Genomic DNA, 23287 nt, shown 5'->3' with positions numbered 1-23287 from the left:
CTACGCTTCCCGGTGATGACGTCCCTGCCCACGTCCCACCCGGACACTGCACCCCTCGCGCCGCTGGTCACGCGCACCGTTGCCCTGTCCCCCGCGGACGGCACGGCACTGCTGTCGCTCCTGCCCGCGACGAGCCCCCACGACACCACCTCCTGGGTGCGTCGCGGCGAGGGCCTCGTCGGCTGGGGCCGCGCGGCGTCGGTGACGGCGCACGGTGAGTCGCGGTTCGCGCTGCTCGAGTCGTGGTGGCAGTCGGTCGCGGCCTCCGCGGTCGTGCGCGACGAGGTCGACCTGCCCGGCACTGGACCCGTCGCCTTCGGCGCCATCTCGTATGCCGCCGACTCCCCTTCCGGCGCAACGCTCGTCGTACCCTCGGTCGTCATCGGCCGGCGCGGCGACCAGTGGTGGGTCACGACGACGACCACCCCCGACGCGCTGCCCCCGACGGTGGACCCGGTCGTCCACGACGACGTCGAGGCGCCCGGCGAGGTGGCCTTCGCCGACGGCTCCCTCTCGCCGGCCGAGTGGGCCGGAGCCGTGGCCGAGGCGGTCACGCGGATCCAGCGCGGCGACCTCGACAAGGTCGTGCTCGCGCGCGACCTCGACGTGCGCACCGCCGCGCCGGTCGACGTGCGGTGGCTGCTGTCACGGCTGGCCGAGAGCTACGAGTCGACGTGGGTGTTCGCCGTCGACGGCCTGGTCGGCGCGACGCCCGAGATGCTCGTGCGCCGCGAGAAGGGCCTCGTCACCTCGCGCGTGCTCGCCGGCACCATCCGGCGCACCGGCGACGACGACCACGACCTGGCCCTGGCTGCCTCCCTGGCGCGGTCGTCGAAGGACCTCGAGGAGCACGAGTACGCCGTGCGCTCGGTCGCCGATGCCCTTGCGCCGCACTGCTCCTCGATGAACGTCCCCGAGGCGCCGTTCGTCCTGCACCTGTCCAACGTCATGCACCTGGCGACCGACGTGGCAGGCGTCCTCACCGACGCGACCTCGTCGCTGGCGCTGGCCGCGTCGCTCCACCCGAGCGCGGCGGTGTGCGGCACCCCGACCCCGGTGGCGGACGCGTTGATCTCCGAGCTCGAGCACATGGACCGCGGTCGCTACGCCGGGCCGGTGGGCTGGATGGACACGAGCGGCGACGGCGAGTGGGGCATCGCCCTGCGGTCGGGCGCGATCTCGGCCGAGGACCCGCAGCGCATGTCGCTCTATGCCGGCTGCGGCATCGTCGCCGGTTCGGTGCCCGAGGCCGAGGTGGCCGAGTCGGACGCCAAGCTCATCCCGATGCGCGACGCCCTCACCGCCACCCGCCCCTGACCCGCCGTCGCAGGACCTTCACGGTTCCCTCCCACGACGGACACATCCGGTGCGACACACTGCTGCGGTGAAGAGGTTCTGGGGGCGGCGCTGGGTCCGGGTGCTCACCGTGCCCGTGGTCCTCGGGCTGGTCGCGGTGCTCGGGCCGTGGCTGTGGGTCTCGGTGGCCTCGGCCGGCCGCGTGCACTCTGTGGCGGAGGCGCCGACGACTCCCGTGGCCCTCGTCCTGGGCGCTGGCATCGATGCGAACGGGGTTCCCTCGCCCTATCTCAAGGCCCGGCTCGACGCCGGGGTCGAGCTCTACAGGGCGGGCAAGGTGCGGGTGCTGCTCGTGTCCGGCGATAACCGCACCCACGCCTACGACGAGCCGACGGCGATGCGCGACTACCTCGTCGCGGCCGGGGTGCCGACGGAGGCGGTCGTGCTCGACTTCGCCGGGCGCGACACCTATGACTCGTGCCAGCGTGCCCACCGGATCTTCGGCGTCGACGAGGTCACCGTCGTCTCACAGCGCTACCACGTCGGGCGCGCCGTGGCGCTGTGCCGGGCGGCGGGGATGACGACGCAGGGGGTCGGCGACGTCTCGGTGCGCGACCGCTTCCCTCGGGACTGGCGGATCGGCTGGGCCCGCGAGAAGGTCGCGAACCTCAAGGCCGTCGCCGACGTGGTGAGCCGTCGCGACCCGGTGCTCGGAGACCCGGAGCCCGGCGTCCGCGACGCCCTGGCCCGGACCTCCTGAGGCGCCGGTCGCCGCTGCGGGCTGCGGGGGTGCGTCTCCTTTTGTCGGGGCCAACCTGCGTTGTCGGGCCCATCTTCAGCCCCGACGACGCGAGGTGGCGGCGACAACAGGTCGACCGGGACGCGCCTACCTGCCGTCAAGGCCGAGCACGGAACGAGCGGCGCTCACCGAGTGGGCGGTGGTGGCCGCACGGCCCGTGACCTCCGGGACCTCGACGGTCGGTCCGTTGGCTCTCTTCAGCGTGAGCATCGTGAACCGACGTGACTGCGAGCCCCGGTTGAGGAGGCCCGAGTAGCCGCGCGACCCCACCCCGACCACGTCGGACGCGGCGTAGGTCCGGCTGCGCACCCATCCCCTGCGCACCACCCTGTCCTCGTCGATGAGGAGGCCGACGAAGGGCGCTCGGGCCAACAACCCCACATTCGCTGCCGTCCACACCCAGAACATCCAGTCGGGATCGGACGAGGCATCCATCGCGGGGTCGAGGAACCCCATGACGCCAGCGGCCAGGAAGACCGTGAGGATGACGACGACCAGGGTCAGGTAGCCGGACCCGCGCAGCATCAGGCGACGGCCCGACGCCACCCCACGCATCAGGTGAAGGGCGGGCGGTGGTCGAGCGCGATCGACCGGCGACCGGCCCAGCGCCACACACGGGCGGCGCGGTCGGCGTCCTCGTCGGTGACGAGGTTGCCCATCCAGCGGAGCGCGAGGGTCATGAGCCAGTCCGAGCGCATCCCGGCCGGGCCGAGTGCGGGGAGCACCCGCGGCACGGTGACGACACCGGCCAGGCGGCGGGCGATGGAGAACGACTCGCCGTAGTGCTCCTGGAGCGTCGCCGGCCACGTCACCGAGAGATCGGTGTCGAGCACGTCGACGACCAGGCGACCACCCTCGAGCCCGTAGTCGATGCCCTCGCCGTTGAGCGGGTTGACGCACGCGGCGGCGTCGCCGATGAGCGCCCAGTTGGGCCCGGCGATGTTGCTCACCGCGCCGCCCATGGGCAGGAGCGCGCTCGTGGGCATCCGAGCCTCGCCGCTGAGCTGGAAGTCGGTCCGGCGCTGCTCGACGTAGTGGGCCATGAGCGGCTTGATCGCCACCTCGGCCGGGCGCTTCGTCGTGGCGAGCGTGCCCGCACCGACGTTCACGGAGCCGTCGCCGAGCGGGAAGATCCAGCCGTAGCCCGAGAGGATCTCGCCCTGCTCACCACGCAGCTCGAGGTGGCTGCTGATCCACGGGTCGTCGGACATCCCGGAGTCGACGTAGCACCGGCCGGCCACGGCATACACGGTGTCCTTGTGCCACTCACGACCGAGCACCTTGCCGAGCGGCGAGCGCACGCCGTCGGCGACGATGAGCCGCTCGCACTCGATCTCGAAGGTCTCGCCGTCGCGCTGGAACGTCACACCGCGCACGCGCCCGCCCTCGATGCGCGCGTCGACCGCCTTGGCCCCCTCGACCCCGAGCGCGCCGGACTTGAGCGCGGTGGTCCGGAGGTGGTCGTCGAGCTCCGTGCGGGCCACGGCAGAGCCGTAGTCGGGCAGTGTCCCGCCGGGCCACTCGAGCTCGAGTGTCTGGCCGAAGCCGTGTGCGCGCAGGCCCTTGTTCACGGTGTGGGCACGGACCCAGTCGCGCAGGCCCAGGCGTTCGAGCTCACCGATGGCCCGCGGGGTGAGCCCGTCGCCACAGGTCTTGTCACGGGGGAAGACGGCGGCGTCGGCGAGGACGACATCTCGGCCGTCACGCGCCGCCCAGGCCGCTGCAGCGGAGCCGGCTGGGCCGGCTCCGACGACGAGGACGTCCGTGCGCTGGGGGGTGGTCACGCGCTCATTCTCGCAAGCGGTCGGCTCAGGCCGAAATCGCCAGGGCCCCGCGCGCGACCTGCCGCAGACGCTCGTGCGCCCCACGGTGCGACTCGGCGTCGACCGGCACCTCGACGACGGTGATCCCTTCGGGAGTCGCGCGCAGCGCCTCGGCTGCCGCGTCGCGGGACTCGGCAAGGACATGGCGTATGCCGTGTGCCCGGCACAGTGCCCCGAAGTCGGTCCCCGTCGGGGTGCCGAAGATGCGGCCGAAGTCGTCGGCCCGCTCGGGTGCGCCGTGCTCGAGGGTGCGGAAGATGCCACCGCCGTCGTCGTTGGTGACGAGGACCGTGAGGTCCGGACGGGGCTCGTCGGGACCGAGGGCGAGCGCGTTGGAGTCGTGGAGGAAGGTGAGGTCGCCGACCCAGGCATAGCTGGGTGCCTCGGTCGTCAGGGCGAGCCCGATGGCGGTCGAGAGGCAGCCGTCAATGCCAGCGAGACCGCGGTTGCCGACGACCGTGAGCGGGGCGCGCCGGGGCGCGAGTCCGAGGTCGAGGTCGCGGACCGGGTTCGACGAGCCGATGAAGAGCCGGGCGTCCTCGGGCAGCACCTCGCCGAGGAGCTCGCCGACCGCCAGTCCGGTGCCCCACTGCGGTGGGGAGACCGAGACCGCCTTCGCGACGGCCGAGCCCGCGTCAGCCCACGCCGCCGCCCAGGCTGCGTCGCCCTCGACCTCGGCGTCGCCGGCAAGGTGCACCAGAGGATGGACCGCGTGGGCGACGTGACCGGGGTCCGACCACTGGGGCTGACCGCTGAGCACCTCGACGCGCACGGCCGGGTTGCGAAGGAGACCGGCCACGGCGCGCGAGAGGGTGATGCGCCCGACGACGAGCACCCGCTCCGGCAGGTGCTCGGCGAGCCAGTCGGCGTCGGTGAGGACGAGCGGGCCGTGCGGCACGACGCCGTCCCGGGCGTGGTCGCCGAAGGGTTCGGCGATGACGGGGTACGAACGACCCGCCGCCCACCGGAGGACCTGTTGCGAGCTCACCGGGGACGGCGTGAGGTCACCGAGGACGACGAGCGTGCGTGGCACGTCTGGGATGCCGCCGTGCCCGGCGAGGTGGGCGTCCTGGGGCACCTCGACCCACGGCCGGCCGTCGGCCCGCCCCGCATGGACCTCCGACTGATCGCGATCTGGGGCGGCGGGGGTGAGGGGGTCACGGAAGGAGACGTTGAGGTGGACCGGACCACGGGAGGACGCGGGGACGCCGCTGCCCGGCGCGCCGAGGGCGGCGGCGAGGGCACGGCATACGGAACTGCGGTGGAAGGCACCCACGGACCCGACCGCCTCCGGCGCGGGGAGGTCCGCGGACCACCGCACCGCCGGGCCGAACATGCCGGGTTGGACCGTCGTCTGGTTGGCGCCGGTTCCACGCAGCTCTGCCGGGCGGTCGGCCGAGAGCACCACGAGCGGGATGCCGGTGTGGTGTGCCTCGAGCACCGCGGGATGGAGGTTCGCGACGGCCGTGCCCGATGTCGTGATGACGGGAACCGGTGCGCCGGAGCCCTTCGCGAGACCCAGCGCGAGGAATCCTGCCGTGCGCTCGTCCACCCGGACGTGCAGCCGGAGTCGGCCGTCGCGCTCGGCCTGCTGGACGGCATACGCGAGGGGCGCGGAGCGCGAACCGGGGGCGAGGACGACGTCACGCACCCCACCGCGAATGAGCTCGTCGACGAGCACGCGAGCGAGCGCGGTGGAGGGGTTCATCAGCTGCCCGAGGCGGGCGGGCCGACGACGAGCGCGACGCCGGTGAGCCCGGCCACGGCCACGATGCCCACGACGGCGGCGAGGCCGGGGTTGCGGGTCAGCCAGGCGAGGACGCGCTCGGGCAGGGTGCTCGGCGTCTCACCGCCGGCGCCGAAGCGCCACGGGCCCTCAAGCAGCCCGGCGGCCTCGACGCGACGGTCGAAGAGGATCGTCACGAACGGCGGGACGGCGCTCACGAGGGCGAGCATGCCCACGCCGAGCTGCCAGCGCTGGTTGACCCACGTCGTGATGGCGATGAGCCCGTAGGCGATGAAGACGACCCCGTGCACCATGCCGAAGATCCGGACGCCGAGGTCGGTGGTCCCCGCGACGTACTTGAGGAACATGCCGATGAGGAGCAGGGCCCAGGTGAACGCCTCGGCGACGGCCACGCGGCGGAACAGCAGTTTGGGGGTCACGAGTCGCGATTCTGCCACCGCCGCTCCGAGCGGAACTCATGCACCACAGGCTCGGCGCCCGGGGCGAGCGTGAGGGCAGGGGCGATCCCCGCCCGCCACCGGCGCAGCGAGACGTCGCCGGACCGGTCGACCTTCGAGGCCGTCGCGCGGTAGGCGGAGAGGGCGTGGGCCCCCGCGGTGAGGTGGGTGCGGACGTCGACCGGGGCCGGCGCCTCGACCGTCGTCCAGCTCCGCCGGTCGGGCGGTGGCGAGGCGTCGAGCGCGTGCACCGGGTCGGTCCCGTGCTGGAGCGAGAGGACCTGCGTCGAGTCGGGGATCGGGAAGTCGTCGATGGGCGAGCCCGCGGTGAGGACGTGGCTCACCCGGTGGGTGCGCGTGAACGCGGGGTCGGAGGCGAGGGCGGCCGCGACGATGCCGCCCTGGCTGTGGCCGACGAGGACGACCCGGTCGTGTGGCCCCGCCCGGCCGGCCTGGGCGAGGTCGAGCGCCCGCGTGGCCGCGACCTTGGAGGCGCTCGTGGCACTGAGCATGAGCGAGACGTTGGCCGGCCAGTCCATCGGGACGCGGCCGCCCTCCGCCCAGCCGCCGTGCGTGCCCGGCACCTGCACGACCCACGTGGTGGTGCCGTCGGTGGCGGCGAGTTCGACGACGCGCACACCGCCGGTGCTGTCGCGGTCGCCGAGGGTCTCGACACCGGCCAGCATCGAGTCGGCGGACGTGGGCGACGGAACGCAGTCGGGCGCTGGCACCGGGGTCAGCGTGACGTCCCACCCCTTCCCCTCGTCGAGCAGGCCGAACGCCCTGCCGGTGACCGCCGACACCAACCACGCGATCGACATGGCCTGGTCGTGCAGCCCGGCCAGGAGCCCACGGGTCGTCGCCTCGGCCCGTTCGTATGCCGTTGCCGCGCGGTCGGTCGAGACGGCGAGGGCCCGCAGCCGCTGCACGCTGTGGCCGACCGCATCTGCGGCCGCGGTCGACGCCAGCCGGGCCCGGACGACGAGGTGCGCGAGGTCGGGCGCTGCGGTCAGCAGGTCCCACGAGGGCGCACGCCAGCGCTCGGGCACCGCACCCTCGACGACGTCGGCGGCCCGGCGCAGCCGCGACGCGGCGCGGCGGAGGTCCTCGATCGCGACCTCGATCCCGCCGACGCCCCCGGTGACGTCGAGGTCGCTCACGCCGCGCGCTCGGCGGTGTCCGCGACGCGGTCGAGCAGGTCGGCGACCGCGTCCTCACGCTCGGCGAGGTCGCGCAGCTCGCGCAGACGGACCTCGAGGACCCGCCGGAACTCGGCGGCCGACGGTGACCGCCAGCTGAGCTCGGCCACCTGGCGCAGCACGGCACACTCCTGCCTCGTCACCTCGGCCGCCTCTCGCCAGCGTCCGGCCCGTCGTCTGAGATCCGCTGCATCGACCATGCGAACAGCCAACTCCGACAGCGCTTTCCCCGTCGACCTCACCGGTAGAAGTTGTGGACGACGCGGGCGCGCTGGGTCGCCTGTGGACAGATCTCAGCGTCGAGCCATGGCCCCCTCGACGAGGTCGTCGACGATCGCCAGCACCTCGAGGGCCGAGGCCGCCGGGTCTGTCACCGGAGCCTGTACCGCCCGGACCACCCCCGCCGGGTCGAGCACCAGCGTGCAGCGCTTGAGCCGGTCGACGCCCCCGGACCGGAAGGTCGGCAGCCGCAGCGACCCCGCTAACCGCAGGTCCTCGTCGGACAGCAGCACGTAGGGCAGGTCCGCATGCCCGGCGAACGCCGCCTGCTGGTCCGGCCTCTGGGTGCTCACGCCGTGCACTACGACGCCACGCTCGACGAACGCGGTCTGCGCCGCGGCATACGCCTTCGCCTCGACGGTGCACCCGGCCGCACCGGGGATCTCACCCCAGCCCGGCGGATAGCCCTGTGCCGCAGGGGCCCAGGCCCCCGGCATACAGAAGAGAACGGCGCACGAGCCCAGGGACGACAGATCGACCGGTATGCCGTCGTGGCCGGTCAGGATGACCGCTGGCAGCGCCTGGCCCACGAGGTCACCGACGCGGCGCGCCTCGGCCGAGCCCAGGGTGATTCCGGCGCTCACCGAGCCGTCGCCGAGGACGTGGCGGGCACCCCAGTCCTGGAGGGCGACGAGGACCGGGAGGAGCGCCTCGCCCTTTGCCGTGAGGACGTACTCGTGGCGCAGCGGGCGCTGCGAGTAGGCGACGCGGTCGAGCACGCCGTCGTCGACGAGGCCGGTGAGCCGTTCGCTGAGCGCGCGACGGCTGATGCCCAGCTCAGCCTGGAGGGCGTCGAAGCGGGTGGCCCCGCCGGCGACGTCGCGGACGATGAGGAAGGTCCACCAGTCCCGGAGCACGCCGAGGGACTGGGCGATGCCGCAGTCCTCGTCGGACAGGTCCTCTCGGCGCATGACGTGAGTATAGTCCGTTCCATATTGGAACTCATTAGATGCGGAGGGCATGGCATGACCGGGAACGCACGGTCGTTCTGGACCTACTGGGGAGCCAGCGCGACGAGCAACCTGGGCTCGGCGGTCGGGTCGATCGCCCTGCCGCTCACCGCGATCACCGTGCTCGACGCGACACCGTTCCAGATGGGACTCATCGCTGCCGCCGCGTATGCCGCGTGGCTCGTCATGGGCCTGCCCGCCGGTGCGCTCGTGGCCCGGCTCCCCCTACGCGGCACACAGGTGACCATGGACCTCGCCCGAGCCGTCGCGGTCGCCTCGGTGCCCGTCACGTGGTGGACCGGCCACCTCAGCATCGCCCAGCTCGTCGTCGTGGCCCTCGTCGTCGGGTTCGCGGACGTGGTCTTCGACGTGGCGAACTCGACCTTCCTGCCGCTCGTCGTCCCCCGGGACCAGCTGCACGAGCGCAACAGCCTCATGTCGGGGACGCACGCGACGACGCAGCTCGGCGGGCCCTCGGTCGGCGGACTCGCGATCCAGCTGCTCGGCGCGGTGCCGACGCTGCTCGTCGATGCCGTGAGCTATCTGGTGTCCGCGGTGCTCCTGCGGACACTGCCGAGTCGGCCCGCCGCGACGACTTCCGACGACCGCCCGCCGATGCGGCAGATGATCGGCGAGGGGTGGCGGTTCGTGTCACGGCACCCGGTGATGGCCCCGTGCATGTGGTCGGCCACCGCCGTGAACTTCGTGTGCGGCGCCCAGATGGCGCTCTTCGCGCTCTATCTCGTGCGCGACCTCGACACCCCTGCTGCGTTCGTCGGCTTTCTGCTCGCCGCTGAGGGGGTCGGCGCCCTCATCGGTGCGGCACTGTCCCCTCGCATCGTCCGTGCGCTCGGGTCCGCGCGGGCCTGCGTCGCAGCGTCGGTCGTGTCGTTCGTCGGCGGGCTGCTCATCCCGCTCGGGACCGGGTGGCTGGCGTGGGCCGCCTTCGCGCTCGGCAACATCGTCTTCTCGGGCGGCGTGGTCGTGTTCAGCACCGCGACCCGGACCTACCGGCAGCAGGCGAGTCCGCCCGAGATGCTGTCGCGCGTCATGGCGACGGTGCGGTTCGTGTCGTGGGGCGCGATCCCGGTCGGCGGTCTCGTCGCGGGTCTCGTGGCGACGTGGGTCGGGGCGCGGTGGGCGCTCGTCGCGTTCGCTGCGGTCGGGGCGGTCCAGGTGGCGATCGTCCTGTTGAGTCGAATCCGCACGCTGCACGACCTCACCGACCTCGACGAGGTGGGCGAGGCTGGACAGGTTGGTCAGGCGGCTGAGATTTCGTCATCGGGGACCCAGTCGTCGGGGACGTAGCGCTGGTCGGTGGGGTCGTACGGGGGTTCGAGGTCGTCGAGTCGGCGGGGTGACCAGCCTGCGCCGAGCACTGGGGCGAGGTGAAGTCGTCGGCGCGCCCCGGTCGGGTTCGTGGCGCGAACGCGACTGCACCCCGGAAACGTGCGCTTCGCAGGGGTGCCGACGCCGGGCCCAGTGCACGGAACCCACTCCGGGCGGGAAAGGTGAGCCGACCGGCGGCCGGAACGGCACGCGGGCACCCGGCATACGCTGCTGTCATGGCGACCCACCACGACCTGATCATCATCGGCACCGGGTCGGGCAACTCGCTCCTCACCCCGGAGCTCGACGGGCTCGACATCGCCATCGTCGAGGAGGGCACGTTCGGGGGCACCTGCCTCAACGTCGGCTGCATCCCGACCAAGATGCTCGTCCTGCCCGCCGACCGCGTGCTCGAGTCCCGCGAGGCCGAGCGGCTCGGGGTGCACATCAGCCGCGAGGTCGAGGTCGACTGGCCGGCCATCCGCGACCGGATCTTCACCGACCGGATCGACCAGATCGCCGCGGGTGGTGAGCGCTACCGGCGCAGCCAGGACTTCGTGACCGTGTATGCCGCGACCGCCCGTTTCGTCGGCGAGCGTCGCCTCGCGCTGTCGACCGGTGAGGAGATCACGGCCGACCGCGTCGTCGTGGCCGCCGGCTCGCGCGCGGACCTGCTCGACGTCGACGGTCTCGACCGGGTCGACCCCGCCCGTGGCGTCCACACGAGCGACACCGTGATGCGCATGGACGAGCTGCCTCAGCGGATGGCGATCATCGGCGGCGGGTTCGTCGCCTGCGAGTTCGCGCACGTCTTCAGCTCGCTGGGCGTCGAGGTCACCCAGGTCCAGCGCTCGGGCCGCCTGCTCCGGGCCGAGGACGAGGCCATCTCGCGGCGCTACACCGAGCTGGCCCGCGGGCGCCACGACCTGCGGCTCGAGACCGTCGTGTCGTCGGCCACGCGCTCCGACACCGGCACGTGGACCCTCGCCCTCAAGGGGCTCGACGGCGACACCGACGTCGAGGTCGACGCGGTCCTCGTCGCGGTCGGCCGCACGCCCAACGGCTCACGGCTCGGGGTCGAGGCCGCCGGCATCGAGCTCGACGACCGCGGCGTGGTCGTCGTCGACGAGCAGCAGCGCACCACCGCCGACGGGGTCTGGGCGCTCGGTGACGTCGCGAACACGTGGCAGCTCAAGCACGTCGCCAACCACGAGGCGCGCGTCGTCGCGCACAACCTCGCCGTCGACACCGGCCGCCACCGCGACCCCGACGCCACGCCCATGGACGCCGACCACCGCTTCGTCCCGCACGCCGTCTTCGGACACCCCCAGATCGCCGCGTTCGGACCCACGCGGGCCGAGCTCGACGAGGCCGGCACGCCCTACGTGAGCTACACGCAGTCCTTCGGCGACACGGCATACGGGTGGGCCCTCGAGGACACCACCGGCATCCTCTCCGTCTACGCCGACCCGACCACGGGCCTGCTGCTGTCCGCGCACTGCATGGGCCCGCAGGCGTCGACGCTCATCCAGCCGCTCATCCAGGCGGCGTCGTTCGGGCAGTCGGCGCGCGAGGTCGCCCGCGGCCAGTACTGGATCCACCCCGCCCTCGCCGAGGTCGTCGAGAACGCCCTCCTCGGACTCGACCTCCCCGGAGAGTGACCATGGGACCCGTCGCACTTCTCACCGGCACGTCCTCCGGCATCGGCCTGCACGCCGCCGTCGAGCTGGCCCGCCGCGGCCACACGGTCGTGGCGACGATGCGCGACACGGGTCGTGCGACACGGCTGCGCGAGGCCGCCGACGCAGCAGGCGTCACGCTCGACGTCCGGCCGCTCGACGTCACCGACCACGCCGCGGCGACGGCCCTCGTGGAGCAGGTGCACGCCGACCACGGCCGGCTCGACGTCCTCGTCAACAATGCCGGCCAGGGGCTCGTGGGGACGGCCGAGCAGCTGTCGACGGCCGACGTGCAGGCCCAGCTCGACGTCAACTACCTCGGCCCGGTGAACCTCACCCGCGCCGCCCTCCCCCTCATGCGCGAGGCCGGCGAGGGGCGCATCCTCACCGTGAGCAGCGTCGGTGGTGTCGTCGGCCAGCCGTTCGCCGATGCCTACTGCGGCGCGAAGTTCGCGGTCGAGGGCTTCATGCAGTCGCTCGCCCCGGTCGCCCGCTCGGTCGGGGTGTGGGTCAGCGTCGTCGAGCCCGCCGCCGTCGGGAGCGACTTCGTCGACAACGGCGTGCGCATCGCCCCCGGGCCGTATGCCGCCCAGCTCGACGCCTACCTGGCGCGCGCGGCCGGGTCGTTCGCCAACGCCCAGAGCGCCGCCGACGCCGGTGCGGCCGTCGCGGACGCGGCGACGAGCGCCGAGTACCGCTTCCGGTGGCAGACCTCCGAGGCCGCGCGGACCTTCGTCGGACTCTCGCTCGCGGACCTCGACGGCTCCCGCGTCGTCGACGACACCGGCACGTGGATCGAGCCGCCGACCGGGGCGTGAACGGTCAGGGGGTGGGGTTGCGCGCGTCGTAGCGCAGGAACCCCGGCGTCACCCGCGCGAGGACGACGATCGCTGCGACACAGGCGAACCCGCCCACCAGAGCCGTCATCCCCTCACCGATGTTCTCGGCGACGAACCCGCCGAGCAGCTCACCCAGGCGCGGCCCACCCGCGACGACGACGATGAACACGCCCTGGAGGCGACCACGCAGGTGGTCCGGCGTCGCTGACTGGAGGATCGTCGTCCGGAACACCGCGCTCACCGAGTCCGACCCACCCGCGACGGCCATCGCCACGAGCCCGACCCAGAGCGCCTGCCCACGGGTGAGCACGTCGCCGGCGGCGAGCATCGCCGCGCCCAGCCCCGCGATCGCCGCGCCCCACCCGACGATCGAGACGAGGATCGCCCTGCCCTGGTGGATCACCGAGCCCAGCCGGCCCGAGAAGAACATCGCCCCGATGCCGCCCACCGCGGCCGCCGCCGACAGCAGCCCGACGGTCGTCGCGCCCCCGCCGAAGATCACCGCACCGGCCGCCGGGAAGAGCACGCGGGGCTGGGCGAGCACCATCGCGCAGATGTCGGCGATGAAGGTCATCCGGACGTTGGGCCGGGTCGCGAGGAACGAGAAGCCATCGAGAACCGACCGTATGCCGGGTGCTCGCCTCGTGGACGTCGCCTCACCGGAGTCGCCGGGTTCCGGTGGGAGGGAGGGCAACCGGGCCAGGCCCCACAGCGCGGCCGTGGTGATGACGGCGTCGACGGTGTAGGCCGCGCGGAACCCGCCCCAGTCGACGAGCAGGCCGGCGAGCAGCGGCCCGACGGTCATCGAGGCGTTCATCGCGAACACCGACAGCGCGTTGGCGGCGGGCAGCTGCTCGCGGCGCAGGATGCGCGGATAGATCGACGTGCGGGCCGGCGACGACACCGCGAACGCGGCGTTCCACGCGGCGACGAGCGCGTAGAGCACGAGCACCGAGCTGTTGCCCATCCACGCCTGCAGCGCGCAGAGCACGGACACGACGAACGCGACCGACTGCGCCACGAGCCCGACGATGCGCCGGTCGAAGTGGTCGACGAGCGTCCCGCCGTAGAGGCCCATGACGACGAGCGGCACGAGGGCGCAGAGCCCGACGACGCCCACCGACGCCGTCGACCGGGTCAGGTCGTAGACCTGGAGCCCGATCGCGACGACAGCGAGCTGGGAGCCGATGTTCGACAGGGTGAACCCGGCATACAGGCGCCGGTAGTCGGTGTTGCTCCTCAGCGGTTCGAGGTCGAGGAGCAGCGGCACGCGAGGAAGCCTATGTCCGGACGTGGGCGGACGGCATACGCGACGGAGGCCGTCTCACAGCAGGTCGAACGCCTCCAGCTCCTCCTGGGTCATGAGCCGGCTCCGGATCAGGAAGCGCACGCCCTCGGGTGCCTCGACCGAGAACCCCGAGCCGCGCCCGGGGACGACGTCGACGGTGAGGTGGGTGTGCTTCCAGTACTCGTACTGCGAGCGGCTCATCCAGAACTCGATCGGCGTCACGCCCTCGGGCGCCAACGTGCCGAGCAGCACGTCGGCATCCGAGGTGATGAACTCCCCGGCCGGAAAGCACATCGGTGACGACCCGTCGCAGCACCCGCCCGACTGGTGGAACATGAGCGCACCGTGGATGCGCTCCAGTCGCGCGAGGAGCTCCGCGGCAGGGTCCGTGAGCTCGACGCGGGTCGCCACCGATGGCTTGGTCATCTCAGAAAAACCCGAGCTTGTCGGGGCTGTAGGACACGAGCAGGTTCTTCGTCTGCTGGTAGTGGTCGAGCATCATCTTGTGGTTCTCGCGACCGATGCCGGACTGCTTGTAGCCACCGAACGCGGCGTGCGCGGGGTACTGGTGGTAGCAGTTGACCCAGACGCGTCCCGCCTCGATGCCGCGGCCCATCCGGTATGCCGTGTTCGTGTCGCGCGACCAGACTCCCGCCCCGAGGCCGTAGAGGGTGTCGTTGGCGATGCGCAGGGCGTCCTCCTGGTCGGTGAACTTCGTGACCGACAGGACCGGCCCGAAGATCTCCTCCTGGAACACGCGCATCGAGTTGTCGCCCTCGAAGACGGTCGGCTCGATGTAGAAGCCGCCCTCGAGACCGTCGACCGTGCGCTTGCTGCCGCCGGTGAGGACCCTGGCACCCTCTTGGCGGCCGATGTCGAGGTAGCTGAGGATCTTCTCGTACTGGTCGTTGCTCGCCTGGGCGCCGACCATGACGTTCGGGTCGAGCGGGTTGCCGACCGTGATGGCCTCGACCCGGGCGATCGCCTTCTCCATGAACTCGTCGTAGATCGACTCCTGGACGAGGGCGCGGGAGGGACACGTGCAGACCTCGCCCTGGTTGAGCGCGAACATCGTGAAGCCCTCGAGGGCCTTGTCGAGGAACGCGTCGTCCTGTGCCATGACGTCGCCGAAGAAGACGTTGGGGCTCTTGCCACCGAGCTCGAGGGTGACGGGGATGATCTTCTGCGAGGCGTACTGCATGATGAGGCGGCCGGTCGTCGTCTCACCGGTGAAGGCGATCTTGCTGATGCCGTCGTGCGAGGCGAGCGGCTTGCCGGCCTCGACGCCGAAGCCGTTGACGACGTTGAGGACACCGTCGGGCAGCAGGTCCGCGATGAGCTCGACGACCTTGAGGATCGACGCGGGCGTCTGCTCGGCCGGCTTGAGGACGACGCAGTTGCCGGCGGCCAGGGCCGGGGCGAGCTTCCACGTCGCCATGAGGATCGGGAAGTTCCACGGGATGATCTGGCCGACGACGCCGAGCGGCTCGTGGAAGTGGTAGGCCATCGTGTCGTGGTCGATCTCGGAGATGCCGCCCTCCTGGGCGCGCACGCAGCCGGCGAAGTAGCGGAAGTGGTCGATCGCGAGCGGCAGGTCCGCTGCGAGGGTCTCGCGCACCGGCTTGCCGTTCTCCCAGCACTCGAGGACGGCGAGCTCCTCGAGGTGTGACTCGAGCCGGTCGGCGATCTTGAGCAGGATGTTGCTGCGCTCCGTGGTCGAGGTGCGACCCCAGGCATCCTTGGCGTCGGTCCCTGCCTGCACGGCGGCGTCGATGTCGGCCGCCTTGCTGCGCGCCACGGTGACGAACGCCTTGCCGTCGACCGGCGAGATGTCCTCGAACGTCTCACCGTCCTGCGCCGGGACCCACTTGCCACCGATGAAGTTGTCGAGGTGCGACGGGAGCGTCACCTTCGAGCCGTCGGTGTTCGGGGGTGCAAAGACCATGACCGGACCTCCTTGTCCACGGGCGACGCGCCACTGCATCACCGTCTGGGACGGACGCTAGGTCGGGGAGGGTTGGTCGAAGGTTGGCCGACCCCGTCAGAGGTTGGCGGCGCGCGCCTGGGCCACGAGCTCGGCCCGCGCCGGGTGCGGCCGGTCGCCCAGGACCGCGAGCGCCCGCTCGACGACCTCGACGTCCCACGGCACCGCCCGGGCGTAGCGGACGACGACGTCCGGGCGCGGGTCGGCGAGCAGCGACTCGCGGACGGCGACGGCGAGGTACTCCCCCGTGGACGTCAGCTCGGGCGACTCGGTGCCCGGGACGAGGTCCCCGCCGTAGTGCTCGACCGCTCGCTGCACATCCCGGGCGCGGACCGCCTCGGTGACGGTGAGGGCGTCGCAGGTCACGGGCAGGTCGAGGCGGTAGGGCCGGGACGAGAGCCGGCCGCCGAGGGCGTGCCGCAAGTGCGACACCTCGGCCTTGAGGGTCGACGGCGAGACCCGGGCATCGCCGTAGAGCGCGGCGTGCAGGGCGTCGAGGGTGAGCCCCTCGGGATGGAGGGCGAGCAGGGCGAGGATCTCGCTCTGGCGCCGGGTGAGCAGCAGCCGGGCCCCGTCGAGGTGGGCCTCGGCGGCACCGAGGATCCGCAGCGTCAGCCCCGTGCCCAGCTGGGGCGTCACCCCCGCGAGCCCGCCGCGCGGGATCTCGCGCTCGAGGAGGGCCGCGAGGGCCGTCGCGGTGGCGGCGCCGATGGGGTGGGTGCGGTCCCACGTCGTCGACAGGTCGAGGACGCCGATCTGCTCGCCCGTCGTCGGGTCGTGGACCGGCGCGGCCCAGCAGACCCAGTTGTGGACGATCGGCGCGAAGTGCTCGGCCGAGAAGACCGTCTGCGTCCGGCCGGTCTGCTGCGCGAGGCTGAGCGCGTTGGTGCCGACGCTCTCCTCGTCCCACCGCCCACCGGGGACGAAGTTCACCCGCTCGGCCTTGCGCCGCATGACGCGTCCGCCGTAGGTCCACAGGATCCGGGTGTCGCGGTCGGTGACGGCGACGACGAGGTCACCGTCCTCGGCGGCCCTGCGGAGCTCGGTCGAGATGTTGCCGACGGCGACGTGCAGGGGCGAGTCCTCGAACTCGGCGCGGGTCTGGTCGGGGTCGGCCATGGGCGCCTCGGTCATGCCCTCGGACACGTGGCCGGCGCTGCGGTCCCAGCTGTCGACGATCGTGTCGTCGACGTCGGTCGTCACGGGGCGGGGGCCGAGCCGGTCCGCCCACGCCGAGCGCGCACGCTCGAGCGCACTGCGCCGACCTCGCAGACCCTTGGTCGCCATCGACCCTCCATCTCCGTCGCTCCCGACGACGCTAACCCGCCAGCCTGTGACGTGGCGGGCGAATCCTCAGGGCTGCCGGTGGGTGAGGCAGTAGACCCGCCCCACGGGGTCGCGCATCACGGTCCAGAAGTCGTGCTCGGACACGACGCCCGCCCCGGCGGCGACGTGGACCTCCCGGCTCGCCCCGCGGTCGCGGCAGGCGAAGTCGACATGGCCGCGGGCCGCACCGCTCGCCTCACCGAGACGTTGGAACAGCAACCGCACGGGTATGCCGTCCGGTCGCGTCAGCGAGACGAACTCCGGGAGCGACCCGGGCCGCTTCGGCCAGCCGGTGAGCGACTCCCAGAAGTCCACCTCACGGGCGTACCCGTCGGCGGGGACGTCGAGGCAGACCTGGTCGAGCAGGTCGGGCTCGCCGTCGCGGACCTGTGCCGCGGCCGAGCCGGCGTTGGTCCACGACGTGAGGCAGAAGGTGAAGCCGGCCGGTGACCGCATGACGACGACGTCGTCGGCGCGGTGGACCTCGGCGGCACCGAGCCGGGCCGCCTCCTCCGCCGCCTCCGCCAGCGGGACGTCGACGTCCAGGTCGAGGTGCACGCCACCGCCGTCGAGGACCTTCTGGAGCTTGACCCACGCGTCGCCAGTGGCAGGGACGAGCGTCGAGAACTCGTCGCGCGGGCCACGAGCCGGCGCGAGGGCAGCTCTCGTCACCGTGCTCCAGAACTCCCACGAGCGGTCGGCGTCTGCCTCGACGGTGTCGAGGAAGGCCCAGACCCAACGGACGTCGATCATGCGAGCCCCCAGGCAGCGCTCACCCGGTCGCGCCACCACGCGGCCCGCTCGGGCGCCGCGGCGTGACGGTCGAGCAGGCCGGGGTCGGCGACCACCCGGCGCACCGGGAGGGCGCCGTCGACCGGCGTGAGCGACTCGGTGGTCACGTCACCGTCGAGCAGCGCCACCGTCCCGAGTCCGCACGCGTGGTCGAGCCGTGGCAGGGCGGCGGCCAGTGCCACGCCGGCCGCCATGCCGACGCTCGTGTCGAGGGCCGACGACACCACGGCGGGCAGCCCGCACTCCTGCACGATGTCGAGCGCCCGCCGCACTCCCCCGAGCGGCGCCGCCTTGATGACGATGATGTCGGCGGCCTCGAGGTCGCGCACGCGCATGGGGTCCTCGGCCTTGCGGATCGACTCGTCGGCAGCGACCGGCACGTCGATCCCGCTGCGCGCCAGCACGACTCGCAGGTCGCGCAGCTCCTCGACCGTGGCGCACGGCTGCTCGGCGTACTCGATGTCGTATGCCGTGAGCCGCCCGAGCACGTCGGTCGCGGTGTCGACGTCCCAGGCGCCGTTGGCGTCGACCCGGACCCGAGCGGCAGGTCCCATCGCATCACGGACGGCGGCCACACGGCATACGTCGTCGTCCGCGGTCTGCCCGGGCTCGGCGACCTTGACCTTGGCCGTCGTGCACCCCGGGAAGCGCTGCAGCACGCCGGGGACGGCCTCGGGACCCACCGCCGGGACGGTCGCGTTGACCGGCACCGAGTCGCGCACCGCGTCCGGCCACCCGACCCACGCCGCCTCGACCGCGGACGCCAGCCAGCGACTGGCCTCGGCCGGTCCGTACTCGAGGAACGGCCCGAACTCGCCCCACCCGGCCGGGCCCTCGACGAGCGCGACCTCGCGCTCGGTCACGCCACGGAAGCGCACCCGCATCGGGATCGACACGACCCGCAGCGAGGCGAGGACGTCGTCGAGGGTCGGCCGGCTCATCGGCCGCGTGTGGGAGGGAGCAAACACATGGTGCGAACCTACTCTGGGAGCATGCAGACCACGATCAGCCTCGACTCCGCCCTCCTCAAGCAGGCCCGCGCCTACGCCAAGCGCTCGGGCCTCACGTGGAACGAGTTCGCGGAAGGTGCCCTGCGAGCGCACCTCGAGGTCGTCGACCCCGACGGCACCGTCGACCCGGCCACGCTCACCGAGGCCGAGCGCACCCACTTCGTCGTCGTGCCGGACGAGCTCGTGGCGGCCGAGGGTGCCGCCGACTACGACTGGCAGCGCTGACGCCCTGACGCCGTTCCACGTCTCGCGGTTAGGCTCCGACGCGTGACTGCGATCGATGGTGTGAGTGAGACGTTCGACCCGGCGGCGTGGGACGAGGTCGAGGGCTTCGACTTCACCGACATCACCTACCACCGGGCTCGCGGGCTCGGTGCCGTGCGCATCGCCTTCGACCGGCCCGAGGTGCTCAACGCCTTCCGGCCGCACACCGTCGACGAGCTCTACCGCGCGCTCGACCACGCCCGCCGCAGCGCCGACGTGGGTGTCGTCCTGCTCACGGGCAACGGGCCGGGCCCGTCGGGCACGGGCAGCGAGGGCAAGTGGGCGTTCTGCTCCGGCGGCGACCAGCGCATCCGTGGACGCTCGGGTTACCAGTACGCCCAGGAGGGCACCGACGACGTCACCGCCGCCGGCGTGGACGAGCGCCGGGTCAAGGCCGAGGGCGGGCGGCTCCACATCCTCGAGGTGCAGCGCCTCATCCGCACGATGCCCAAGGTCGTCGTCTGCCTCGTGAACGGCTGGGCGGCCGGTGGTGGCCACTCGCTGCACGTCGTCTGCGACCTCACGATGGCCTCGCGCGAGCACGCCCGCTTCAAGCAGACCGACGCCGACGTGGGCTCATTCGACGGGGGCTACGGCAGCGCCTACCTCGCCAAGATGGTCGGGCAGAAGTTCGCCCGCGAGATCTTCTTCCTCGGCCGCACCTACACCGCCGACGACATGCACCGGATGGGGGCGGTCAACATCGTCAGCGCCCACGCCGAGCTCGAGTCCGACGCCCTCCAGGTCGCCCGCGAGATCATGTCCAAGTCGCCGCAGGCGCAGCGCATGCTCAAGTTCGCCTTCAACCTCACCGACGACGGGCTCATGGGCCAGCAGGTCTTCGCCGGTGAGGCGACCCGCCTCGCCTACATGACCGACGAGGCGGTCGAGGGGCGCGACCAGTTCCTCGAGAAGCGCGAGCCCGACTGGTCGCCGTTCCCGTGGTACTTCTGACCGGTCAGCCGCTGCCGCCGATGTCGACCTCGTACGCCTCGTAGATGAGGTCGGCGCCGCGCTGCCGGTGACGGATGATCCGCCCGACGAGCTCGGTCGCCGCTTCGCGGTGCGCCGCAACGGCTTCGGCGCTCTGGAGCCCGGCCTCGCGCTCGCCCAGGAGCCGTTGCACGACCTCGACGAAGTCGAGGTGGTCCTCCATCTGGCGCTTCGCCAGGGAGGCCAGCCGGGGCGCCCGGGCCACCGCGTCGGAGTACAGGCCTCCGGGCTCCTCGGTGATGGCACGGTGGTCGCGCAGGTCGTGCTCGAGCTCGGTGAGCGCAGCCCGCACGCGCCGCCGCCACAGCACACCCAGCCCGATCGGGAGCGCGAGCGCCGCGTCGAGCGCGGCCAGCGACTCGCCGAGCTCGGCTCGGTGGGCGCGAACCCGCTCGAGGTAGGCCGCGAACTCGGGGTCCATGCGCCCATCATCCTCACCGGGACCCGCCCTGCCTAGAGTTGTCCCATGAGGATCGAGCCGCTCGCCGTGCCCGCCGGCGCGGCCGCGCTCGAGGTCCTCCCCCGTCTCGCGCTCGCCCTCGAGGGCGGGTCCCCCGTCGCCCCGTATGCCGTGGGCTCACCTCCCCCGGACCTCGCACCCGCCGCCGTGGACGAGGGTGTGGACGAGCCCCCCGCCGGCCTCGCCGTCGCGATCGGCACGTCCGGCTCCACCGGCGCCCCGAAGCGGGCGATGCTCACGGCCGCCAACCTGCGCAGCAGCATCGACGCCACCGCTGCCCGGCTCGGGGGCCATGGCCAGTGGCTGCTCACCGTCCCCGGGCACCACATCGCCGGGCTGCAGGTGCTGCTGCGGTCCGTCGTCGCCGGGACGACCCCTCACGTCATGGACCTCTCCGACGGTTTCTCCCCGGCCACCTGGGTCGCCGCCGTCGACGCGATGCCGGACACCGACCTGCCGACCTACGTCTCGGTCGTCCCGACCCAGCTCACCCGCCTCCTCGCCGACGACGACGCCACCGGGCGCCTCGCCCGGTTCACCGCCGTCCTCGTCGGCGGTGCCGCCACCCACCCCGACCTGCTCACCCGCGCGGCCGCGGCCGGCGTCACCGCGGTGACGACCTACGGCATGAGCGAGACCGCCGGCGGCTGCGTCTACGACGGTCGCCCGCTCGACGGCATGTCCGTCGACCTCGACACCGACGGCCGCATCTCGCTGCGCGGCGCTACCGTCGCCTCCGGCTACCTCGGTGACCCCGCCCGCACCCACGACGCCTTCCCGAGCCCCGGCACCTTCCGCACCGACGACATCGGCCACCTCGACCCCGACGGACGGCTGCGGGTCGACGGGCGCATCGACGACCTCGTCAACACCGGCGGGCTCAAGGTCGCACCCCGCCTCGTCGAGGAGGCCGTCTCCCGCCTCGACGGCATCAGCGAGGCCGTCGCCGTCGGCGTCCCCGACCCCGAGTGGGGCGAGGTGCTCGCCGTCGTAGTCGTCCGCGAGCGCTCGTCGAGCACACCCGGCCCCGCACCCACGGTGAGCGGGCTGCGCGAGCAGCTGCGCGGCATACTCCCCGACCACGCCCTGCCCCGAGCGGTCCGGGAGGTCGACGCGATCCCTGTGCGCGGGCCCGGCAAGCCCGACCGGGCGGCCATCCGGGCGCTGTTCGGGGCCGTGGGAGAATAGGGGCGTGCTCCGCTTCCTGCCGTTCCTGCTCGCGCTCGCGCTGTCGATCTACTGCGTCGTCGACTGCGTTCAGACCGACGACTCGCAGGTCCGGGGCCTGCCCAAGCTCATCTGGGTCTTCGTCATCCTGCTGTTCCCGTTCGCCGGCTCCGCCGCCTGGCTCCTCGCCGGACGGCCCAAGGCGGCCCCGCCCGCGCCGCGTCGCCCGATGCCGCGCGGACCCGATGACGACCCCGACTTCCTCAAAGGACTCTAGGCACCCCTGCTCATGGCCACTTTCGATCAGTGGGTCGCCGGTGCGCGCCCCCGCACGCTCTTCGCTGCCGTCGCCCCCGTCGTCATCGGCACCGCCGCGGCCGCCCAGCACTCCCACCCGAGCTACGCGATCGCGATCCTCGCAGGCGTCGTCGCCCTCGCGCTCCAGGTCGGTGTGAACTACGCCAACGACTACTCCGACGGCATCCGCGGCACAGACGACTCGCGCGTCGGACCGGTGCGTCTCGTCGGGCAGAAGCTCGCGCAGCCGAGCAGCGTCAAGGCGGCGGCGTTCCTGTCGTTCGGGTTCGCGGCGGTCACCGGGCTCGCACTCGTCGCGCTGGCCGAAGCGTGGTGGCTGCTGCCGCTCGGCATCCTGTCGATCGTCGCGGCGTGGAAGTACACCGGCGGCGAGAACCCCTACGGCTACATGGGGCTCGGCGAGGTCTTCGTCTTCGTCTTCTTCGGGCTGGTCGCCACCCTCGGCACGCAGTACGCCCAGGTCGGCACCCTCACTTGGTTCGGCGTGGCTGCGGCGGTCGGTGTGGGCGCCATCGCGTCGGCGATCCTCGTCGTCAACAATCTGCGCGACATCCCCACGGACTCGCAGACCGGCAAGCACACCCTCGCCGTGCGCCTCGGCGACGCGGGCACCCGCCGCCTCTGGCTCGGCCTCATCGTGCTGAGCATCCTCTGCATCGGCGTCATGGCCATCTGGGACCCGTGGGCGCTCGTCGGCCTGCTGTCGATCGCCGCCATCTGGCGCGCGGTCCAGGTTGTCATGGGTGGCGTCGAGGGCCGCGGGCTCGTGCCCGTGCTCGGGTCCACCGGTCGCTACGAGCTCGTGTATGCCGTGGCGGTCTTCGCGGGCATCCTCGCCTCGCGCGTCCTCGCCTGACCCGCGACCGCGCAGCTCCCACGACCCCGCCGGGTCGAGATAGCACGACACGCCGCCACCGACGCTTCGGTGCGGCGTGTCGTGCTATCTCGACCGTCGCCGTGCCGCGACATGCGGCTGCCTCGGGCGGCCTAGCGGAAGTCGGAGTCGCTGCCCGTGTCGTCGGAACGCCGCTGCGGGCGCTGGATCTCGGCGTCCTCGGCGTCCTCGTCGACGCCGGTGGTGTGCTCGCGCCGGCGCTCCACCCGTCGGTCGACGCGCTCGGCGAGGGCGGCCGAGGCCTGCTGCCGGAACGGCTTGAGCACGAACGCCGAGATGACGAGCGAGGCGACAGCGGCGATGACCACGGCGAGCAGCTGCTCCTCGCGGTCACGCATGCCGAGCAGCCAGGTCGCGGCGAGGCAGCCGACGAAGATCAGCGTGCGCAGGATGAGGTAGCGAACCATCGACAT

25 protein-coding genes are annotated in these 23287 nt (G+C 72.6%); 10 read left to right on the top strand and 15 right to left on the bottom strand.

The window, feature by feature from the left end:
- Window positions 1-15 precede the first annotated feature (15 nt).
- Together KLO01_RS09675 and KLO01_RS09670 are read left to right on the top strand one after the other, a co-directional pair.
- Window positions 16-1317, top strand: coding sequence for an isochorismate synthase (locus tag KLO01_RS09675; protein WP_147064524.1), 1302 nt, complete (start codon window positions 16-18; stop codon window positions 1315-1317).
- Between the two features lie 67 nt (window positions 1318-1384).
- A complete protein-coding gene (locus tag KLO01_RS09670; protein WP_147064522.1) occupies window positions 1385-2056 on the top strand; it encodes a SanA/YdcF family protein in 672 nt (223 codons plus the stop codon).
- 126 nt (window positions 2057-2182) lie between these two features.
- Here the strand turns inward: KLO01_RS09670 and KLO01_RS09665 are convergent, their stop codons facing one another.
- The 7 genes from KLO01_RS09665 to KLO01_RS09640 all read right to left on the bottom strand — a co-directional run bounded on the left by KLO01_RS09665 (window position 2183) and on the right by KLO01_RS09640 (window position 8491).
- Window positions 2183-2650 carry a hypothetical protein gene (locus tag KLO01_RS09665; protein WP_147064519.1) on the bottom strand — a complete coding sequence of 156 codons (468 nt, stop codon included), beginning with the start codon at window positions 2648-2650 and terminating at the stop codon, window positions 2183-2185.
- The gene (locus tag KLO01_RS09660; RefSeq protein ID WP_147064517.1) at window positions 2650-3879 is read right to left on the bottom strand and encodes a geranylgeranyl reductase family protein; all 1230 of its coding nucleotides are present in this window, start codon (window positions 3877-3879) and stop codon (window positions 2650-2652) included. The genes KLO01_RS09665 and KLO01_RS09660 overlap by 1 nt, the downstream gene beginning before the upstream one ends.
- Before the next feature lie 25 nt (window positions 3880-3904).
- Window positions 3905-5626 carry a 2-succinyl-5-enolpyruvyl-6-hydroxy-3-cyclohexene-1-carboxylic-acid synthase gene (gene menD, locus KLO01_RS09655; protein ID WP_147064515.1) on the bottom strand — a complete coding sequence of 574 codons (1722 nt, stop codon included), beginning with the start codon at window positions 5624-5626 and terminating at the stop codon, window positions 3905-3907.
- On the bottom strand, window positions 5626-6084 hold the full coding sequence (locus KLO01_RS09650; RefSeq protein ID WP_147064513.1) for a DUF3817 domain-containing protein: 459 nt from the start codon (window positions 6082-6084) through the stop codon (window positions 5626-5628). The genes menD and KLO01_RS09650 overlap by 1 nt, the downstream gene beginning before the upstream one ends.
- Window positions 6081-7262, bottom strand: coding sequence for a PGAP1-like alpha/beta domain-containing protein (locus tag KLO01_RS09645; protein WP_147064511.1), 1182 nt, complete (start codon window positions 7260-7262; stop codon window positions 6081-6083). Before KLO01_RS09645 ends, KLO01_RS09650 begins: the two co-directional genes overlap by 4 nt.
- Complete coding sequence (locus tag KLO01_RS17170) at window positions 7259-7423, bottom strand: hypothetical protein (RefSeq protein WP_186827989.1); 165 nt, start codon at window positions 7421-7423, stop codon at window positions 7259-7261. The genes KLO01_RS09645 and KLO01_RS17170 overlap by 4 nt, the downstream gene beginning before the upstream one ends.
- 171 nt (window positions 7424-7594) lie before the next feature.
- Window positions 7595-8491, bottom strand: a complete 897-nt coding sequence (locus tag KLO01_RS09640; protein WP_147064509.1) for a winged helix-turn-helix transcriptional regulator — start codon at window positions 8489-8491, stop codon at window positions 7595-7597.
- Between the two features lie 54 nt (window positions 8492-8545).
- Here KLO01_RS09640 and KLO01_RS09635 point away from each other — a divergent pair, with 54 nt between their 5' ends.
- The 3 genes from KLO01_RS09635 to KLO01_RS09625 all read left to right on the top strand — a co-directional run bounded on the left by KLO01_RS09635 (window position 8546) and on the right by KLO01_RS09625 (window position 12356).
- Window positions 8546-9838 carry an MFS transporter gene (locus KLO01_RS09635; protein WP_147064507.1) on the top strand — a complete coding sequence of 431 codons (1293 nt, stop codon included), beginning with the start codon at window positions 8546-8548 and terminating at the stop codon, window positions 9836-9838.
- A 257-nt stretch (window positions 9839-10095) separates the two neighbouring features.
- Window positions 10096-11520, top strand: a complete 1425-nt coding sequence (locus KLO01_RS09630; RefSeq protein ID WP_147064505.1) for a mycothione reductase — start codon at window positions 10096-10098, stop codon at window positions 11518-11520.
- 2 nt (window positions 11521-11522) lie between these two features.
- Complete coding sequence (locus KLO01_RS09625; protein ID WP_147064503.1) at window positions 11523-12356, top strand: SDR family oxidoreductase; 834 nt, start codon at window positions 11523-11525, stop codon at window positions 12354-12356.
- Window positions 12357-12360: 4 nt separating this feature from the next.
- Here KLO01_RS09625 and KLO01_RS09620 read toward each other — a convergent pair whose 3' ends face one another.
- The 6 genes from KLO01_RS09620 to KLO01_RS09595 form a co-directional block, all read right to left on the bottom strand.
- Window positions 12361-13647 carry an MFS transporter gene (locus tag KLO01_RS09620; RefSeq protein WP_147064501.1) on the bottom strand — a complete coding sequence of 429 codons (1287 nt, stop codon included), beginning with the start codon at window positions 13645-13647 and terminating at the stop codon, window positions 12361-12363.
- Window positions 13648-13701: 54 nt separating this feature from the next.
- Entirely contained in the window at window positions 13702-14091 is a 390-nt protein-coding gene (locus KLO01_RS09615) for a DUF779 domain-containing protein (RefSeq protein WP_147064500.1), read from the bottom strand.
- Window position 14092: 1 nt separating this feature from the next.
- Entirely contained in the window at window positions 14093-15610 is a 1518-nt protein-coding gene (exaC, locus tag KLO01_RS09610) for an acetaldehyde dehydrogenase ExaC (protein WP_147064497.1), read from the bottom strand.
- Between the two features lie 96 nt (window positions 15611-15706).
- A complete protein-coding gene (locus tag KLO01_RS09605) occupies window positions 15707-16936 on the bottom strand; it encodes a sigma-54-dependent transcriptional regulator family protein (protein ID WP_147064495.1) in 1230 nt (409 codons plus the stop codon).
- 66 nt (window positions 16937-17002) lie between these two features.
- The gene (locus KLO01_RS09600; protein WP_147064493.1) at window positions 17003-17728 is read right to left on the bottom strand and encodes a VOC family protein; all 726 of its coding nucleotides are present in this window, start codon (window positions 17726-17728) and stop codon (window positions 17003-17005) included.
- Window positions 17725-18708: an o-succinylbenzoate synthase gene (locus tag KLO01_RS09595; protein WP_147064491.1), complete on the bottom strand. Its 984-nt coding sequence runs from the start codon at window positions 18706-18708 to the stop codon at window positions 17725-17727. The genes KLO01_RS09600 and KLO01_RS09595 overlap by 4 nt, the downstream gene beginning before the upstream one ends.
- Before the next feature lie 51 nt (window positions 18709-18759).
- Here KLO01_RS09595 and KLO01_RS09590 point away from each other — a divergent pair, with 51 nt between their 5' ends.
- Both KLO01_RS09590 and KLO01_RS09585 read left to right on the top strand, forming a co-directional pair.
- A complete protein-coding gene (locus KLO01_RS09590; protein ID WP_147064489.1) occupies window positions 18760-19002 on the top strand; it encodes a hypothetical protein in 243 nt (80 codons plus the stop codon).
- Between the two features lie 42 nt (window positions 19003-19044).
- A complete protein-coding gene (locus tag KLO01_RS09585) occupies window positions 19045-19995 on the top strand; it encodes a 1,4-dihydroxy-2-naphthoyl-CoA synthase (RefSeq protein ID WP_147064487.1) in 951 nt (316 codons plus the stop codon).
- A 4-nt stretch (window positions 19996-19999) separates the two neighbouring features.
- Here the strand turns inward: KLO01_RS09585 and KLO01_RS09580 are convergent, their stop codons facing one another.
- Window positions 20000-20455 (bottom strand): hypothetical protein, encoded by a 456-nt coding sequence (locus tag KLO01_RS09580; RefSeq protein WP_147064485.1) that lies wholly within the window; start codon window positions 20453-20455, stop codon window positions 20000-20002.
- Window positions 20456-20500: 45 nt separating this feature from the next.
- On the opposite strand from KLO01_RS09580, the gene menE reads away from it, so the two are divergent.
- The 3 genes from menE to KLO01_RS09565 are packed head-to-tail and all read left to right on the top strand — an operon-like array spanning window position 20501 to window position 22835.
- Window positions 20501-21682 carry an o-succinylbenzoate--CoA ligase gene (gene menE, locus KLO01_RS09575; RefSeq protein WP_147064483.1) on the top strand — a complete coding sequence of 394 codons (1182 nt, stop codon included), beginning with the start codon at window positions 20501-20503 and terminating at the stop codon, window positions 21680-21682.
- 4 nt (window positions 21683-21686) lie between these two features.
- Window positions 21687-21938, top strand: a complete 252-nt coding sequence (locus KLO01_RS09570) for a PLDc N-terminal domain-containing protein (RefSeq protein ID WP_147064480.1) — start codon at window positions 21687-21689, stop codon at window positions 21936-21938.
- A gap of 12 nt (window positions 21939-21950) precedes the next feature.
- Window positions 21951-22835 (top strand): 1,4-dihydroxy-2-naphthoate polyprenyltransferase, encoded by an 885-nt coding sequence (locus KLO01_RS09565; protein WP_147064478.1) that lies wholly within the window; start codon window positions 21951-21953, stop codon window positions 22833-22835.
- A 131-nt stretch (window positions 22836-22966) separates the two neighbouring features.
- Here KLO01_RS09565 and KLO01_RS09560 read toward each other — a convergent pair whose 3' ends face one another.
- Complete coding sequence (locus KLO01_RS09560; RefSeq protein WP_147064476.1) at window positions 22967-23287, bottom strand: DUF4229 domain-containing protein; 321 nt, start codon at window positions 23285-23287, stop codon at window positions 22967-22969.

This window comes from Knoellia locipacati (genome assembly GCF_007992835.1).
Taxonomy (GTDB): domain Bacteria; phylum Actinomycetota; class Actinomycetes; order Actinomycetales; family Dermatophilaceae; genus Knoellia; species Knoellia locipacati.
The sequence above is the reverse complement of the archived record's forward strand: the minus strand, read 5'-3'. Positions and strand labels throughout refer to the sequence as shown.